Here is a 15,636-nt window from a genome sequence, read left to right as displayed (position 1 = left end):
CCCCCCTCGAAAGGACCCCCCATGCACGTTGCCGCTCCCCGACGCCGCGCCGCCGCGGTCGCCGCCGGCCTCAGCTGTCTCGTCCTGCCCCTGGTCGCCTCCGGGCCCAAGGCCGTCGCCTCCCCGCCGCTCGCCGCGGGCACCATGGCCGCCGCCCCCTACGAGTACCTGGGCTGGGGCGACCCGCAGAAGCCCACCGACGTCATGGCCGCCACCGGCGTCAAGTGGTTCACCCTCGCCTTCATCCTCTCCGACGGCGGCTGCAACCCGAAGTGGGACGGCTCGCGGGCGCTCACCGGCGGCTCGGACCAGTCCGCGATCAACGCCATCCGGGGCGCGGGCGGCGACATCGTCATCTCGGTCGGAGGCTGGAGCGGCAACAAGCTCGGCGAGAAGTGCTCCAGCGCCTCCGCGCTGGCCGGTGCCTACCAGAAGGTGATCGACGCGTACCACCTGAAGGCGCTGGACATCGACATCGAGAACACCGAGTTCTCCAACGCGACCGTGCGCAAGCGGGTTGTCGACGCCCTGAAGATCGTCAAGACGAACAACCCCGGGATCGTCACCTACGTGACCATGGGGACCACGCCCGGCGGGCCGGACGCCAACGGCAAGGACCTCATCAGGAAGGGCGCCGCGGCCGGGCTCGCCAACGACGGCTGGGTCATCATGCCGTTCGACTTCGGCGGCCACAGCGGCTCCATGGGCTCGGCGACCGTGAGCGCCCTGGAAGGGCTGAAGGCCGCAGTGAAGAGCGCGTACGGCTACGGCGACGACACCGCGTACCGGCACATCGGGGTGTCGTCCATGAACGGCAAGACCGACGAGGCCGGGGAGACCGTCACCACCGGCGACTTCCAGACCATCCTCGGCTACGCCAAGCAGCATCACATAGCGCGGTACTCCTTCTGGTCGGTCAACCGGGACCGGCAGTGCGGCTCGGGCGGCAGCGGCGACTCGTGCAGCGGGGTCTCCCAGGCGCCCTACGCCTTCACCAAGATCGTCGTCCAGTACACGGGCTGAGGGAGTGACGATGACACAGCAGATGACACAGCGGCAGTCCATGCGGCGTCGCGGAATCGCGGCCGGTGCCCTCACGGCCGCCGTGGGCCTCCTGGCCACCGCGCTCGCCACCACGCCGTCGGTCGCGGCGGCCGGTCCGGCCGTCCCGTTCGGCAGCCACCAGTTCCCGTACACCGCAGGCACGTTGAAGCCCAGCGGCACACAGGCGACGGTCGACCAGCAGGTCGTCACCACCTACAAGGCGTGGAAGTCCGCGTTCGTGAGGCAGAACTGCGGCAACGGTTGGTACCAGGTGCTCTCGCCGGACGCCGACCACCCGTATGTGGCCGAGGGGCAGGGGTACGGGATGGTCGTCACCGCCCTCATGGCGGGGGCGGATCCCGACGCGAAGAAGATCTTCGACGGTCTGGTGAAGTACACCCTGGCCCACCCCTCCGTGAACAACTCCGCTCTGCTAGCCGCCGAGCAGGACTCCTCCTGCAAGAGCGTCGACGGCTCGGACTCGGCCACCGACGGGGACCTCGATGTGGCGTACGGACTGCTGCTCGCCGACAAGCAGTGGGGGAGCGGCGGTCCGTACGACTACAAGGAGCTGGCGGTGAAGCACATCGCCGGGATCAAGAAGAGCGAGGTCAACGCCACCACGCATCTGATGCTGCTCGGCGACTGGTCCGGGTCCGGCGAGTCCCACCACTGGATCACCCGCTCCTCGGACTGGCTGATCGACCACTTCCGGGCCTTCCGGACGGCCACCGGCGACTCCGCCTGGGACACCGTCCGCACCGCGCACCAGAGCCTGATCACCTCGCAGCAGTCCAAGTACGCCGCCTCCACCGGGCTGCTGGCCGACTTCGTCGTCACCACCAACAGCACGCCCAAGCCCGCCCCGGGCAAGGTGCTCGAAAGCTCCCACGACGGCGACTTCGGCTGGAACGCCTGCCGCGACCCGTGGCGCATCGCCACGGACGCGGTGACCAGCGGGGACGCCGCCTCGCTCGCCTCGGCGCGCAAGCTCAACGGCTGGATCAAGGCCAAGACCGGCGGCGACCCGAACAAGATCGGCACGGGCTACCACCTCAACGGCTCGGCCTTCGAGAGCGGCAAGGACATGGCGTTCACCGCCCCGTTCGCCGTCGCGGCGCTCACCGACCCCGGCTCGCAGGCCTGGCTCGACGCGCTCTGGGGCAAGCTCGCCGCCACCCCGGTGGACCCGAAGCTCTACTACGGCGCCAGCGTCCAGCTCCAGTCGATGATCGTCGCATCCGGCAACTACTGGGTGCCGTAAGGCATGTGAAGGAGGATCAGATGCGTCTCGCACAACCCCCACGACCCGCGAGAAGCCTGGCGCGGAAGACGGCCGCGAGCGCCGTGCTGCTGCTCTGCGCGGGCCTTGTGCAGGCGGTGCCGCAGTCCGCCTCCGCCGCCCCCACGCGGTACGAGGCGGAGAAGGGCACCTACTCGGCGGGCTCCACCGTCGACACCAACCACACCGGCTATTCGGGCACCGGGTTCGTCAACTCCAACAACGCGGTGGGCGCCTACGTCGAGTTCACGGTCGACGCGGCCGCCGCGGGCAACGCCACGGTGGGCATCCGCTACGCGAACGGCACCACCGCCAACCGCCCCGCCGACGTCCTGGTCAACGGCACGGCCGTCGCCACCGCACGCGCCTTCGACGCCACCGCCGACTGGGACACCTGGGCCACCTCCACCCTCACCGCACCGGTGAAGGCGGGCAGCAACAAGATCAGGCTCAGCGCCGCCACCGCGGCGGGGCTCGCCAACATCGACTACGTCGACTTCGCGGCCTCCGGCGGCGACGGCCAGGCGCCCACCGCGCCCGGCGCTCCCAGCTGCTCGGCGATCACCGAGGACTCGCTCACCCTCAGCTGGGGCGCCTCCAGCGACAACGTGGGTGTGGCGATGTACGACGTGTACGAGCACGGCAACAAGATCGGCGAGGTGGCGGGCAACCTCACCTCCGACACCCTCACGGGCCTGAGCCCCAACACCCCGTACAACCTTACGGTGTTCGCCCGCGACGCGGCCGGAAACGTCTCCCCGGCCAGCGCCGCCGCCGACTGCACCACCCGGCCCAGCACCGACACCACCCCGCCGACCAAGCCCGGCACGCTCACCTCGTCCAACGTCACCGCCGGCAGCGCGGACCTGAAGTGGGGCGCGTCCACCGACGACAAGGGCGTCACCGCGTACGAGGTGCGCAGTGGCACCAGCGTCTACAAGAGCGTCACCGGGAAACCGCCCGCCACCAGCACCACCGTGACCGGGCTCGCCTGCGACAGCCCGTACACACTCACCGTCGTCGCCAAGGACGCGGGCGGCAACGCCTCGCCGGACAGCAACGCCGTCACCTTCACCACCGGCGCCTGCCAGAGCGACGGGGGTGTGCCCTCCTCCATCAGCACGCTCTCCAGTGGCTGGACGATTCCGTGGGGCACCTTCTGGATGCCGGACGGATCGAGTGCGCTGGTCACCGAGCGGGACAGCTTCAAGGTGTTCAAGGTGACGCCGAGCGGCACCAAGACGCAGGTCGGGACCGTGCCGGAGTCCGTCACCACCAGCGGTGAGGGCGGGCTGATGGGTGTCGCCGTCGACCCGAAGTGGGCGAGCAACCACTACGTCTACTTCATGCACAGCGCCTCCGAGGGCAACCGGGTGGCGCGCATGACGTACAACGGGAGCACGCTTTCCGACTACACCGTCCTGCTCAAGGGGATCAAGAAGAGCAAGTACCACAACGGCGGACGGCTCGCCTTCGGTCCTGACGGGTATCTGTACGCCTCGACCGGCGAGGCCCAGACCCCCGACCTGGCCCAGGACAAGGGCTCGCTCAACGGCAAGATCCTGCGGATGACCACCGACGGCAAACCGGCACCCGGCAACCCGTTCGGCACCTACGTCTACAGCTACGGCCACCGCAACCCGCAGGGCCTGGCGTTCGACCGCGGTGGGCGGCTGTGGGAGGCCGAGTTCGGCAACAGCTCCAAGGACGAGCTCAACCTCATCAAACCGGGCAACAACTACGGCTGGCCCATCTGCGAGGGCTCCTGCTCCACGGCCGGGATGACCAACCCCAAGGCGTCCTGGCCCACCGGGCAGGCCTCGCCCAGCGGCATCGCCATCGTCCGCAACGTCGTCTACATGGCGGCGCTCAAGGGCGAGCGACTGTGGCGCGTCCCGATCAACGGGGACACCGAGAACGTGGGCACACCCACCGCGTACTACGTCGGCTCCTACGGACGGCTGCGCACGGTCACCAAGGTGCCCGGCGAGGACGCGCTGTGGCTGTCGACCACCAACTGCGACAACAACGGAGACGCGCCCGACGGCTCGGACAAGGTCTTCAAGGTGCTGATCAAGTGACCTGAGCAGGAGGCGAGTCGACCGGCCCACGGGGGTGGCGCGCCCTGTACCACGACGGCTCAGTGGTACAAGGCGTCCACCTCCACCGTGTAGGCCTCCTCGATGGCCCGCCGCTTGAGCTTGAGCGACGGGGTGAGCAGACCGTGCTCCTCGGTGAACTGATGGGCGAGGATCCGGAAGGTACGGATCTGCTCGGCTTGGGAGACCAGGGTGTTGGCGGCGACCACCGCACGCCGCACCTCGGTCTCCAGGTCGGGATCGCGCACGAGCTCGGACGCGGTCATCGACGGCTTGTTGCGCATCGCCAGCCAGTGGTCGACGCCTTCCTGGTCGAGGGTGACCAGGGCCGCGATGTACGGGCGGTCGTTGCCGACGACGATGCACTGGGCCACCAGCGGGTGCGCCCGGACGCGTTCCTCCAGGGCCACCGGCGAGACGCTCTTGCCGCCGGAGGTCACCAGGATCTCCTTCTTGCGGCCGGTGATGGTCAGATAGCCGTCCTCGTCGAGCGCGCCGAGGTCACCGGTGGCCAGCCAGCCGTCCTTGAGCACCTTCTCGGTCGCCTTGGGCTCGTTGAGGTAGCCGGAGAAGATCTGGCCGCCGTGCAGCCACACCTCGCCGTCCTCCGCGATGTGCACGGTGGTGCCCGGCACGGGCTGGCCGACCGTGCCGAAGCGGGTGCGCTCGGGCGGGTTGGCGGTGGCGGCGGCCGTGGACTCGGTCAGGCCGTACCCCTCGTAGATCGTCACGCCCGCGCCGGCGAAGAACAGCGCCAGGCGGCGGCCCATGCTGGAGCCGCCGGACATGGCGTGCCGCACCCGGCCGCCCATCGCCTCGCGGACCTTGCCGTACACGACCTTCTCGAAGAACTGGTGCTGCATCCGCAGGCCCGCCGAGGGTCCGGGCCCCAGGCCGAAGGCCTTCTGCTCCAGCGCCTCCGCGTACTTCACCGCGATCTCCACGGCCTTGTCGAACGGGCCGGTCTTGCCGTCCGCCTCGGCGCGCCGGCGGGCGGCGTTGAAGACCTTCTCGAAGATGTACGGGACCGCAAGGATGAAGGTGGGCCGCAGCGACTGGAGGTCGGGCAGCAGCGCGGAGGCGGAGAGCGCGGGCTGGTGGCCGAGCTTGACCCGGCCCCTCACCGCGGCGACCTCCACCATCCGGCCGAAGACGTGCGCCAGCGGCAGGAAAAGCAGGGTCGACGCCTCGTCGCCGGGGCGCGAGTGGAACACGGGCTCCCAGCGGGCGACCATGGTGTCCGCCTCGAACATGAAGTTGGCGTGCGTGATCACACAGCCCTTGGGGCGGCCGGTGGTGCCCGAGGTGTAGATGACGGTCGCGGTGGACTCGGGGGTGACCGCGCGGCGGTGGCGGTGCACCACGTCGTCGTCGATCTGCTCGCCCACCGCGAGGAGCTCGCCGAGCGCCCCCGCGTCGAGCTGCCACAGCCGTTTGAGGTGCGGCAGCCGGTCCACCACCGAGCCGATGGTCATGGCGTGGTCCTCGTGCTCGACCACGCACGCGGTGACCTCGGAGTCGTGCAGCATCCAGAAGACCTGCTCGGCGGAGGAGGTCGGGTAGATGGGCACCGGCTGGGCGCCGATGGACCAGAGCGCGAAGTCGAAGAGCGTCCACTCGTAGCGGGTCCGCGACATGATCGCGACCCGGTCGCCGAACCGCACACCGTCCGCGATCAGCCCTTTGGCGAGCGCCAGCACCTCGTCGCGAAAGCGTGCCGAGGTCACGTCCTGCCACTGGCCCGCCGCGTCCTTGCGGGCCAGCGCGACCCGGTCGGGATCGTCGAGGGCGTGGTCGAACACGACGTCCGCCAGCCCGCCGACGTAAGGCGCCGTCGCCATGGGTGGGACAGTGAACTCGCGCAATACCTTGCTCCTTGTGGCGCTCCGCACAGCGCCGGTGACGGTACCCCACCCGGGGTCCCGACGGGAGGGGCGTCGAGGAATACGGTCAAGTGCGAGGGTGACCGTCATCACCACAGGTCAGCACCGTGAGCGCGGCGGTGCCTGGCCCGCCCGGCCCGCGATCCGACCCGGGAGTCGGACGCGGGCGGTTTTTTCTCCACGGAATCTGTACGACCTGGTCACGCCCGCTCTACCGGGACCGCGCGGTTGGTCCGTACTTGGACGGGCGCGGCCTTCGGCGCCCGTACCAGCGCGAACACGGCGAGCCCGGCCACCACGGCGAGCGCCCCGGCCGCGACCGCGGCGCCGTTGAGACCCGAGGCGAAGGCGGAGTGCAGCGCCTCGTCGGGGACCCGGCCGCGCAGCGAGCCCGCCGCGCCGCCCGCGAGCGCCCGGGCCTCGGGCGTGCTGTGCAGCGAGTCGGCCATCCGGGAGGTGGCGAGGGTGCCGAACACCGCGATGCTCACCGCGTAGCCGAGCTGGCGCATGGTGTTCATGGCGCCGGTCGCCATGCCGCTGCTGCGCTGCGGCACCGAGGCGAGCGCCGCCGACGCCAGGGCCGGGCTGACCAGGCCCACCCCGATGCCGGTCACCACGAGACCGGCGACCAGCGTCGTCCAGGCGGAATCCGCGTCGAGGATCGCCTGGCCGAACAGTCCGGCCGCGATGAGCAGCAGCCCGCCGCAGATCAGCAGTCGCTGCGAGATGCCGTGCAGGAACCGCCCGCCGAGCGCCGAGGTCACGAAGGACGCCAGCGCCAGCGGCACCAGGGCCAGACCGCCGGTCACCGGGCTCATGTCCAGGAGCGTCTGGAGCCAGATCGAGGTGTACGGGAGGACGCCGAAGGCCGCCGAGTTCAGGGCGAGCGCCGCCACCAGGACGCCGACGAACGCCGGGCGCCGCAGCAGCGACAGATCCATCAGCGGCTGTTCCGTACGGCTCTCCACCACCACGAAGACCAGCAGCGCGGCCGCCGAGGCGGCGAAGGAGAGCAGGGTGCGGGAGTCGCACCAGCCGTCGGTGCCCGCGTTGACCGCGCCATAGGTGAGGGTGCCGGCGAAGAGCGCGAACAGGGCCGTGCCCGCCCAGTCGGTGCGCCCGCCCGCCGGGCTCTTGGACTCCGGGACCACCCGGACCGTCAGCCACACCGCGACCGCGCTCACCGGGAGGTTGACGAAGAATATCCACCGCCAGCCGAAGCCCTCGGTGAGCAGCCCGCCCAGGATCGGGCCGAGGGCCGCGGCCGCGCCGTTGACCGCGCCCCACACACCGAGCGCCACCGAGCGGTCGCGGCCCTGGTAGGCGGCGCCGAGCAGCGGCAGCGTGGTGGCGAACATCGCGGCCGCGCCGACCCCCTGGAGCGCGCGCATCGCGATCAGCGTCCCCGCGTCGCCCGACAGACCGCAGGCGAGCGAGGCGCCCGCGAAGAGCACCGTGCCCGCCGCGTAGAACTTCCGGCGCCCGGCCTTGTCGGCGCCCGCGCCCGCCCCGAGCAGCAGCGCGGCCAGCGCCAGCGCGTACACGTCGATCACCCACTGAAGGCTCGACAGCGAGGCGTCCAGCGAACTCGCCATGTCCGGCAGCGCCACCGTCACGATGGTCACGTCCAGCAGCAGCATGAACGTTCCCAGGGACACGGCGACCAACGGCCCCCACTTGCGCATTTCGTTCCTCCGACCTTGTTCTTTCGACGTCCCGTACGATCGGTTCCGGCCGGACCGAAGCTCCACCCAGTCCGCCGTACACGCAGGAATCCGACATCGGAAGGGCTCAGGCCGATGGATTCACCCGAGTTCGACGAGCTGGACCAGCGGCTGGTGAGCGCGCTCGTCCTGGACGGCCGGGCCCCCTTCAGCAAGATCGCCGCCGTGCTCGGCGTCTCCGACCAGACCGTCGCCCGCCGCTACCGCAGGCTGTACGCGGAGGGCGAGCTGCGGGTCGTCGGGGTCCGCGACACCGAACGGCTCGGCCACACCCGCTGGATGCTGCGGCTGCGCTGCACCCCCGACGCTTCCGTCTCCATCGCGACGGCGCTGGCCCGGCGGTCCGACACCGCCTGGATCGGGCTGACCTCGGGCGGCACCGAGGTGGTCTGCACGACCGAGTCGCGCCGGCCCGAGGACTATGAGGCGCTGCTGCTCGGCAAGCTGCCGCGCACCCCGAGCATCGTGGAGATCGGCGCCCACCAGCTGCTCCACCGTTTCTACGGCGGCCCGCTCGGCTGGTTCACCAAGGACTCGGCGCTCACCGCCGAGGAGCGGGCCGCGCTGCTGCCCGCGCCGGTGGACCCGTCCGCCCCGATCCGGCTCGACGAGGAGGACGACGCCCTCATCGCCGCGCTCGCGCGCAACGGCCGGGCGTCCTACCCCGAGCTCCAGAAGGCCACCGGGCGCTCGGAGTCCGCCGTCAAGCGGCGCCTGGACCAGCTGCTGCGCTGCGGCGCGCTGTTCATCGACGTTGAGTTCGACACGACCCGGTTCGGCTTCCGGACCAGGGCGCTGCTGTGGATCACGGTGGCGCCCTCGGCGCTGGCGGCCGTCGGCGCGGCCCTCGCCTCGCACCCGGAAGTCGCCTTCGCGGGTGCCACCTCCGGGCCTGCCAACCTGGTCGCGGTCGTCATCTGCCGCGACCCGGCCGGGCTCTACACGTACCTCAGCGAGAAGCTCGGCACCCTGGAAGGGGTCCGGCACGTGGAGACCGCGCCCTTACTGCGCCAGGTCAAGCGGCTGACGTACGCGGGCTGAGGCCGCTCGCCAGGATCGCCGCCGCGAGCGCGTCCGCCGCCTCCTGCGCCGAGGGGCGGCGCCCGCCGTGCAGCAGCACGAAGTCCACCGGCCCGAGCTCGGGCAGCCCCGACCTCGGCGGCAGCGGCACCAGCCCCGGCGGGACCAGTCCGCGGGTGTGCGCCATCACGCCGAGCCCCGCCCGGGCCGCCGCGACCAGTCCGCTCAGGCTGCCGCTGGTGCAGGCGATCCGCCACGGCCGCCCGTGCTCCTCGAGCACTTCGAGCGCCCGGGCCCGGGTGATGCCCGGCGGCGGGAAGAGGATCAGCGGCACCGGCCGGTCGGGGTCCAGGCGCAGCCCCGGCGCGCCGATCCAGCACAGGGTGTCCTGCCAGACCCGCTCGCCGTGGGTGTCGCCGGGGCGCCGCTTGGCGAGCACCAGGTCGAGGCGGCCCGCCTCCAGACGGCGGTGCAGGGTGCCGGAGAGCTCGACCGTCAGCTCCAGGTCGACCTCCGGATGGTCGCGGCGGAAGGCCTCCAGGACCTCCGGGAGCCGGGTGAGCACGAAGTCCTCGGAGGCGCCGAACCGCAGCCGCCCGCGCAGCCGGGTCCCGGTGAAGTAAGCCGCCGCCCGCTCGTGCGCGGCCAGGATCGTCCGGGCGAAGCCGAGCATCGCCTCGCCGTCCTCGGTGAGCCGGACGCTGTGCGTGTCCCGGTTGAACAGCGGCCGCCCGGTCGCCTCCTCCAGGCGCCGCACGTGCTGGCTGACCGTCGACTGCCGCAGCCCGAGCCGCCGCGCGGCCTGCGTGAAGCTGAGCGTCTGGGCGACGGCCAGGAAGGTCCGGAGCTGGTGCGGCTCGTACACGGCAGCAGGTTATCGCGGAACGCGATGACAGTCAGAGTGGTGTACGGGATTCCCGATCGGCCCGGCGGGGTGAATGATCGAGAGGGTCCGACCGGGCGCGGCACGAAGCCGTACGACCCGACCGCCCGCGAAGGCCCGGAAAGGCGCCGAGCGAAGAGCCAAGTGGAGCCGATGAACCGCCGCACGCCCCAGCTGCCGTCCTGGCTGCCGATCGACCCGTTCATCATGACGCTGATCGGCACGGTGGCCCTGGCCGCGCTGCTCCCGGTCTCCGGCGGCGCCGCGCAGGTGGCTAGCGGCGCGTCGACCGGGGCCGTCGCCCTGCTCTTCTTCCTGTACGGGGCCCGGCTCTCCACCCGGGAGGCGCTGGACGGGCTGCGCCACTGGCGGCTCCATGTGACGGTCCTGGCCTGTACGTTCGTGCTCTTCCCGCTGCTGGGGCTCGCCGCGCGCGGGCTTGTGCCGGTGGTGCTGACCCCGGACCTCTTCCAGGGGCTCCTGTTCCTGTGCCTGGTCCCGTCGACCATCCAGTCCTCGATCGCCTTCACCTCGATCGCGCGCGGGAACGTGCCCGCCGCGATCTGCGCGGGCTCCTTCTCCAGCCTGGCGGGGATCTTCGTGACCCCGCTGCTCGCGGCGCTGCTGCTCGGCGACAGCGCCGGAGGCGTCCCGGCGGACTCGGTACTGAAGATCGCCCTCCAGCTCCTGGTGCCGTTCGCCTCCGGGCAGTTGCTGCGGCGCTGGGTGGGAGGTTTCCTCACCCGGCACAAGAAGGTGCTGGGCCTGGTGGACCGGGGCTCGATCCTGCTGGTCGTCTACACCGCGTTCAGCGAGGGCATGGTCCGGGGCATCTGGGGCCAGGTGAGCCCGGCCCGGCTCGGTGCGCTGCTCGGGGTCGAGGCGGTGCTGCTCGCCGCGATGCTCGCGCTGAGCTGGTACGGGGCGAAGCGGCTCGGGTTCGGCCGGGGCGACCGGATCGCGATCCAGTTCGCCGGGTCCAAGAAGAGCCTGGCGGCCGGGCTGCCCATGGCCAGCGTCCTGTTCGGAGCCCAGGCGGCGCTCGCGGTGCTGCCGCTGATGCTCTTCCACCAGATGCAGCTGATGGTCTGCGCGGTGATCGCCAGACGGCGGGCGCGCGACCCGCTGGAGGAGGCGGCGCCCGGCCCGGTCGCCCGGCCCGCCGCTCTCACGCGGCGCCGGTGACGAGCACCACCTTGCCCAAGTTGCGCCGCGAGTCGATCAGTTCATGGGCGCGGGCGGCCTCCTCCAGCGGCAGCTCGGCGGCGACGGCCGCGCGCAGCTTGCCGGCGCGGTGCAGCTCCCACAGCTCGTCGCGCCAGGCCGCGTACAGCGCCGGCTTGCCGCGGGCGATCAGCGCCATCTGGAAGGCGATCACCGACTTGCCGCCGACCAGCAGGTCGTAGACCTCGACGGTGCCGCCGCCGGAGCTGAACGCGACCAGCCGTCCGCCCGGCGCCAGCGCCTTCACCGCGGGCTTGAGCAGTTCGCCGCCGACGCCGTCGAGGACGACGTCGACCGGCTCGCCCCAGGACTCGTCGCCGTAGAGCACGACCTCGTCGGCGCCCATCTCCCGTACGAAATCGGCCTTCTCGGTCGAGCTCACCGCCGCGACCACCCGGCTCGCGCCGCCCGCCCGGGCCAGCTGGAGCGCGAGCTGCCCGACCGCGCTCGCCGCCGCCGTCACCAGGACCGACTCGCCCGGCTGCGGCCGCGCCGACTCGTAGGCGCCGCGCGCCACCAGACCGCTGCGGACGAGCGCGACCGCCTCGACGGACGAGGCGTGGTCGGGGATGCGGGAGGCCATGGCCTCGTGGAGGACGGCCAGTTCGGCGTACCCGTGCGAGAAGCAGAGTCCCGTCACGCGGTCGCCCGGGGCGAAGGCGGTGACGCCCTCGCCGACCGCGGTCACCGTGCCCGCGACCTCGCCCCCGAGCGGGAACGGCCCCTTGCCCTCGCGGACCTTGCGGACGAGGGGCAGGGTGACGCCGATGGCGTCGGTGCGGACCAGCAGTTCGCCGGGCCCGGGCGCGGGGGCCTCGACGTCCTCGGTGAACAGGACCTCGGGGCCGCCGTTGACCTCGAAGCGAACACGGCGCATGGACTCTCCCGGTGTGGATGGACTGGATTCATTGGTGGTCCCAACGAGTTGAACAATAGACCGGGAATCGTTGGGAAGTCCAATGGTTTCTGGGTAAGGTCGTCTACGTGACCGAACGCGCCGACTCCCTCCCCGCCCTCCAGCGCATCCAGGCCCTGCCCAGCTGGATCCTCGGCCGGGCGGCCACCAGGGGCCGCGGCCTCGTGGCGGCGGCCATCGCGAACGAGGGCGCCAAGATGTGGCACCACGCCGTACTGGCCGCCGTGTCCGAGTACGGACCGCTCGCCCAGGCCGACCTAGGGCGCCGGATCTCGCTCGACCCCAAGGATCTGGTCGGCGTCCTCAACGACCTCCAGGCCGACGGATACGTCGTACGCGAGCCGGACCCCCGCGACCGCCGCAAGAACGCGGTCTCGGTCACCGAGGAGGGGGAGGCGATGCTGGCCCGCTGCGCGGTGGCGGCCGAGCGGGCCAACGACGAACTCCTGGCACCGCTGGGCGCGGCCGAGCGCGAGCAGCTGATGGCGCTGCTGCGGCGGATCGGGGCGGCGGAGCTGGAGGAGGGGGCCTGATGGGCGCCCTTGGTCATCGCGGTTGCCGCAAGGGGCGCCCCCGGCCGTCTTCTTGATCATCGGGGCGGTAGCGTGCCGTCATGACCGCACCTGACGCTCCGCTGGATCCCGCCCGTACCGCGCTCGTCCTCGTCGATCTGATGGACCGCATCACCGCGCTGCCGCTCGCGCCCCGCTCGGGGGACGAAGTGGTCGCCACCGCCCAGGAATTGGCGGCGCGCGCCCGTGCGGCGGGCGCCACTGTCGTGCTCGTCCGCGTCGAGCGGCCGCACGTCGAGGTGCAGCCGCCCGGCAGCGACCTGGTGGCGGGGCTCGCGGCGGACGGCGACCTGACCGTCGTCAAGCGGACCATCGGCGGCTTCCACGGCACCGGTCTGCACGAGCGGCTGGCCGAACGCGGCGTCACGACGCTGGTGTTCGGCGGCATCGCCACCAACCTCGGGGTCGAGTCGACCGCCCGCGCCGCCGCCGACCTCGGCTATGAACTCGTCTTCGCCGAGGACGCCATGGCGGCGCTCACCGAGGACGAGCACCGGGCGGCGGTCGGCCTGAACTTCCCGCGCCTCGGCACGGTCCTGCCCGCCTCGGCGGTCGTCTTCGCGGCGGCGCCGTAGGACACCGACTATGGGGCCCCGTCAGCCCTGGGCGGCCGGGGCCTCCAGGGCGATGCGGTGCTCGCCCGCGTACACGTTCATGTTGGCGCCCCGCAGGAAGCCGACCAGGGTCAGGCCCGTCTCGGCGGCCAGGTCCACGGCGAGCGACGACGGCGCCGAGACGGCGGCGAGCAGCGGGATCCCGGCCATCACGGCCTTCTGGGCCAGCTCGAACGAGGCCCGCCCCGAGACGAGCAGCACCGCCCGCGACAGCGGAAGCCGCCCGTCCCGCAGGGCCCGCCCCACCAGCTTGTCCACCGCGTTGTGCCGCCCCACGTCCTCCCGTACGTCCAGGAGCTCGCCCTCCTCCGAGAAGAGCGCGGCCGCGTGCAGGCCCCCGGTCCGGTCGAAGACGCGCTGGGCGGCCCGCAGCCGGTCGGGGAGGCTCGCGAGCAGCTCGGGGGTGACGCTGACCGGGGGAGCGTCGGCGATCGGGAAGCGCGCCTGCGTACGGACGGCGTCCAGGCTGGCCTTGCCGCACAGACCGCACGACGACGTGGTGTAGACGTTGCGCTCCAGCGTGATGTCGGGGACCTCGACGCCGGGGGAGAGCTTCACGTCCACCACGTTGTACGTGTTGACCCCGTCGGCGGTCGCCCCGGCGCAGTACACGATCGACTGCACCTCGTCGGCCGCCGCTATCACGCCCTCGCTGACCAGGAACCCGGCCGCCAGCGCGAAGTCGTCGCCCGGGGTGCGCATGGTGATGGCGAGCGGTCTGCCGTTCAGCCGGATCTCCAGTGGCTCCTCGGCCACCAGCGTGTCCGGCCGGGCGGAGACGGCCCCGTCCCGGATGCGGATGATGCGGCGGCGTTCGGTGACCCGTCCCATCTCATTCCCGATTCTGTACGTGCTGGAGGCCGAAGCGGCCCTTGATGCGAGGGTGCCGTGGGTCACCGGGCCGTCGTGCGGCGAGGTGACCTCGACGAGCTCATTGTCCTGCACGGGGAAAGTGAGGCGTCAGTCGGCGCCGCGGTACGCGCAAGACCCTCGGGAGCTGACACAAGGCTCCAAAGGCACGCCGGGAAGCCTGTTGGATCTCTTGCCCCTGTACCGGTCGGTAGCCACGAAGACTGGATGGCTCCTGATGTCCTACGAGGGGAAACCGCGGCATGACCGGCTTGCGAGGTTCACGCGTCGTCGCGCTCGGGCACTACCAGCCCGCCAAGGTGCTCACCAACGACGAGCTCGCCGCCATGGTCGAGACCAGCGACGAGTGGATCAGCAGCCGGGTCGGCATCCGCACCCGCCACGTCGCCGGGCCCGACGAACCCGTCGACGAGCTGGCCGCGCACGCCGGCGCCAAGGCGCTGGCCGCAGCCGGGCTGACCCCCGCCGACATCGACCTGGTCCTGGTCGCCACCTCCACCGCGATCGACCGCTCCCCGAACACCGCGGCCCGGGTCGCCGCCCGCCTCGGCATGGGCTCGCCCGCCGTCATGGACCTCAACGTCGTCTGCGCGGGCTTCACCCACGCCCTGGCCACCGCCGACCACGCGGTCCGGGCCGGCTCGTCCACCCGGGCCCTGGTCATCGGCGCCGACAAGATGACCGGGGTCACCGACTGGACCGACCGCACCACGTGCGTCCTGGTCGGCGACGGCGCGGGCGCCGCCGTGGTGGAGGCCGCGGACGAGGAGCTGATCGGCCCGGTCCTGTGGGGCTCGGTCCCCGAGATGGGCCACGCCGTACGGATCGAGGGCACCCCGCCCGTCTTCGCCCAGGAGGGCCAGGCCGTCTACCGCTGGGCCACCACCCAGCTGCCGCCGATCGCCCGTCGGGTGTGCGAGCGCGCCGGGGTGACCCCGGAGGAGCTGGCCGCCGTCGTCCTGCACCAGGCCAACCTCCGCATCATCGAGCCGGTGGCCCGCAAGATCGGCGCGGTGAACGCGGTGATCGCCCGCGATGTCGTCGACTCCGGCAACACCTCGGCCGCCAGCATCCCGATGGCCCTGTCCAAGCTGGTGGAACGCGGCGAGATCCGCACCGGCGCCCCGGTCCTGCTCTTCGGCTTCGGCGGCAACCTGTCGTACGCGGGACAGGTCATCCGCTGCCCGTGACGGGAGCAGGGGCCGGGGCATCCGCGCGGGCACGTCGCTCTCGACGTCGCCGTCGGGCCGCGCGAGGGTCGTCGCTGACGGCGCGTGACCTGACACCGAGGGTTCACCGCACCCGGGGGCAGGACCACTGGCTGTGCGCGGGCATCGACCGCCCGGCCGGGCACACGCGCGCCCAACAGCCCCCGGCCTCAAGTGATGTCACTCATAATTGACCGTGGGTGCGTATCGCGGCAGGTCTCCGAGTCACTAACGTCGCCGTACGGCCGCCCGGTGCGAGGGCGGCCAGCGCCACTTCCTGCCCCGCCCGACCCGAGC

General features: G+C 71.9%; 13 protein-coding genes. 8 read left to right on the top strand and 5 right to left on the bottom strand.

Annotated elements, in window-relative coordinates; genetic code table 11:
• The first annotated feature begins 21 nt into the window (after positions 1 to 21).
• Genes IE252_RS19125 through IE252_RS19115 form a run of 3 tightly spaced genes read left to right on the top strand, consistent with a single transcriptional unit; the run spans position 22 to position 4,407 of the window.
• The gene (locus IE252_RS19125) at positions 22 to 1,023 is read left to right on the top strand and encodes a chitinase (RefSeq protein ID WP_190090653.1); all 1,002 of its coding nucleotides are present in this window, start codon (positions 22 to 24) and stop codon (positions 1,021 to 1,023) included.
• A gap of 10 nt (positions 1,024 to 1,033) precedes the next feature.
• Entirely contained in the window at positions 1,034 to 2,308 is a 1,275-nt protein-coding gene (locus IE252_RS19120) for a family 8 glycosyl hydrolase (RefSeq protein WP_229848570.1), read from the top strand.
• Positions 2,309 to 2,328: 20 nt separating this feature from the next.
• A complete protein-coding gene (locus IE252_RS19115) occupies positions 2,329 to 4,407 on the top strand; it encodes a PQQ-dependent sugar dehydrogenase (protein ID WP_190090652.1) in 2,079 nt (692 codons plus the stop codon).
• A gap of 59 nt (positions 4,408 to 4,466) precedes the next feature.
• Here IE252_RS19115 and IE252_RS19110 read toward each other — a convergent pair whose 3' ends face one another.
• Entirely contained in the window at positions 4,467 to 6,266 is a 1,800-nt protein-coding gene (locus IE252_RS19110) for an AMP-dependent synthetase/ligase (protein WP_190090651.1), read from the bottom strand.
• 242 nt (positions 6,267 to 6,508) lie between these two features.
• Positions 6,509 to 7,993, bottom strand: coding sequence for an MFS transporter (locus IE252_RS19105; RefSeq protein ID WP_190090650.1), 1,485 nt, complete (start codon positions 7,991 to 7,993; stop codon positions 6,509 to 6,511).
• A 114-nt stretch (positions 7,994 to 8,107) separates the two neighbouring features.
• On the opposite strand from IE252_RS19105, the gene IE252_RS19100 reads away from it, so the two are divergent.
• Positions 8,108 to 9,073: an Lrp/AsnC family transcriptional regulator gene (locus IE252_RS19100; protein ID WP_190090649.1), complete on the top strand. Its 966-nt coding sequence runs from the start codon at positions 8,108 to 8,110 to the stop codon at positions 9,071 to 9,073.
• Here the strand turns inward: IE252_RS19100 and IE252_RS19095 are convergent.
• Positions 9,048 to 9,917 (bottom strand): LysR family transcriptional regulator, encoded by an 870-nt coding sequence (locus tag IE252_RS19095; RefSeq protein ID WP_190090648.1) that lies wholly within the window; start codon positions 9,915 to 9,917, stop codon positions 9,048 to 9,050. The genes IE252_RS19100 and IE252_RS19095 overlap by 26 nt on opposite strands.
• A gap of 171 nt (positions 9,918 to 10,088) precedes the next feature.
• Here IE252_RS19095 and IE252_RS19090 point away from each other — a divergent pair, with 171 nt between their 5' ends.
• Positions 10,089 to 11,120: a bile acid:sodium symporter family protein gene (locus IE252_RS19090; RefSeq protein WP_190090647.1), complete on the top strand. Its 1,032-nt coding sequence runs from the start codon at positions 10,089 to 10,091 to the stop codon at positions 11,118 to 11,120.
• Here IE252_RS19090 and IE252_RS19085 read toward each other — a convergent pair.
• Entirely contained in the window at positions 11,104 to 12,036 is a 933-nt protein-coding gene (locus tag IE252_RS19085; protein ID WP_190090646.1) for a quinone oxidoreductase family protein, read from the bottom strand. The genes IE252_RS19090 and IE252_RS19085 overlap by 17 nt on opposite strands.
• Positions 12,037 to 12,143: 107 nt before the next feature.
• On the opposite strand from IE252_RS19085, the gene IE252_RS19080 reads away from it, so the two are divergent.
• Together IE252_RS19080 and IE252_RS19075 are read left to right on the top strand one after the other, a co-directional pair.
• Entirely contained in the window at positions 12,144 to 12,608 is a 465-nt protein-coding gene (locus tag IE252_RS19080; RefSeq protein ID WP_229848568.1) for a MarR family winged helix-turn-helix transcriptional regulator, read from the top strand.
• Between the two features lie 80 nt (positions 12,609 to 12,688).
• Complete coding sequence (locus IE252_RS19075; protein ID WP_190090645.1) at positions 12,689 to 13,222, top strand: isochorismatase family protein; 534 nt, start codon at positions 12,689 to 12,691, stop codon at positions 13,220 to 13,222.
• 21 nt (positions 13,223 to 13,243) lie between these two features.
• On the opposite strand, the gene fdhD is transcribed toward IE252_RS19075, so the two are convergent.
• Positions 13,244 to 14,092 carry a formate dehydrogenase accessory sulfurtransferase FdhD gene (gene fdhD / locus IE252_RS19070; RefSeq protein WP_190090833.1) on the bottom strand — a complete coding sequence of 283 codons (849 nt, stop codon included), beginning with the start codon at positions 14,090 to 14,092 and terminating at the stop codon, positions 13,244 to 13,246.
• Positions 14,093 to 14,373: 281 nt separating this feature from the next.
• Here fdhD and IE252_RS19065 point away from each other — a divergent pair, with 281 nt between their 5' ends.
• Positions 14,374 to 15,321, top strand: coding sequence for a beta-ketoacyl-ACP synthase III (locus IE252_RS19065; RefSeq protein ID WP_373298572.1), 948 nt, complete (start codon positions 14,374 to 14,376; stop codon positions 15,319 to 15,321).
• The last annotated feature ends 315 nt before the right edge of the window (positions 15,322 to 15,636 follow it).

The sequence above is a fragment of the Streptomyces melanogenes genome (assembly GCF_014649795.1).
GTDB classification, from domain to species: Bacteria; Actinomycetota; Actinomycetes; order Streptomycetales; family Streptomycetaceae; genus Streptomyces; species Streptomyces noboritoensis.
This window is presented reverse-complemented; position numbering and strand designations above follow the sequence as displayed.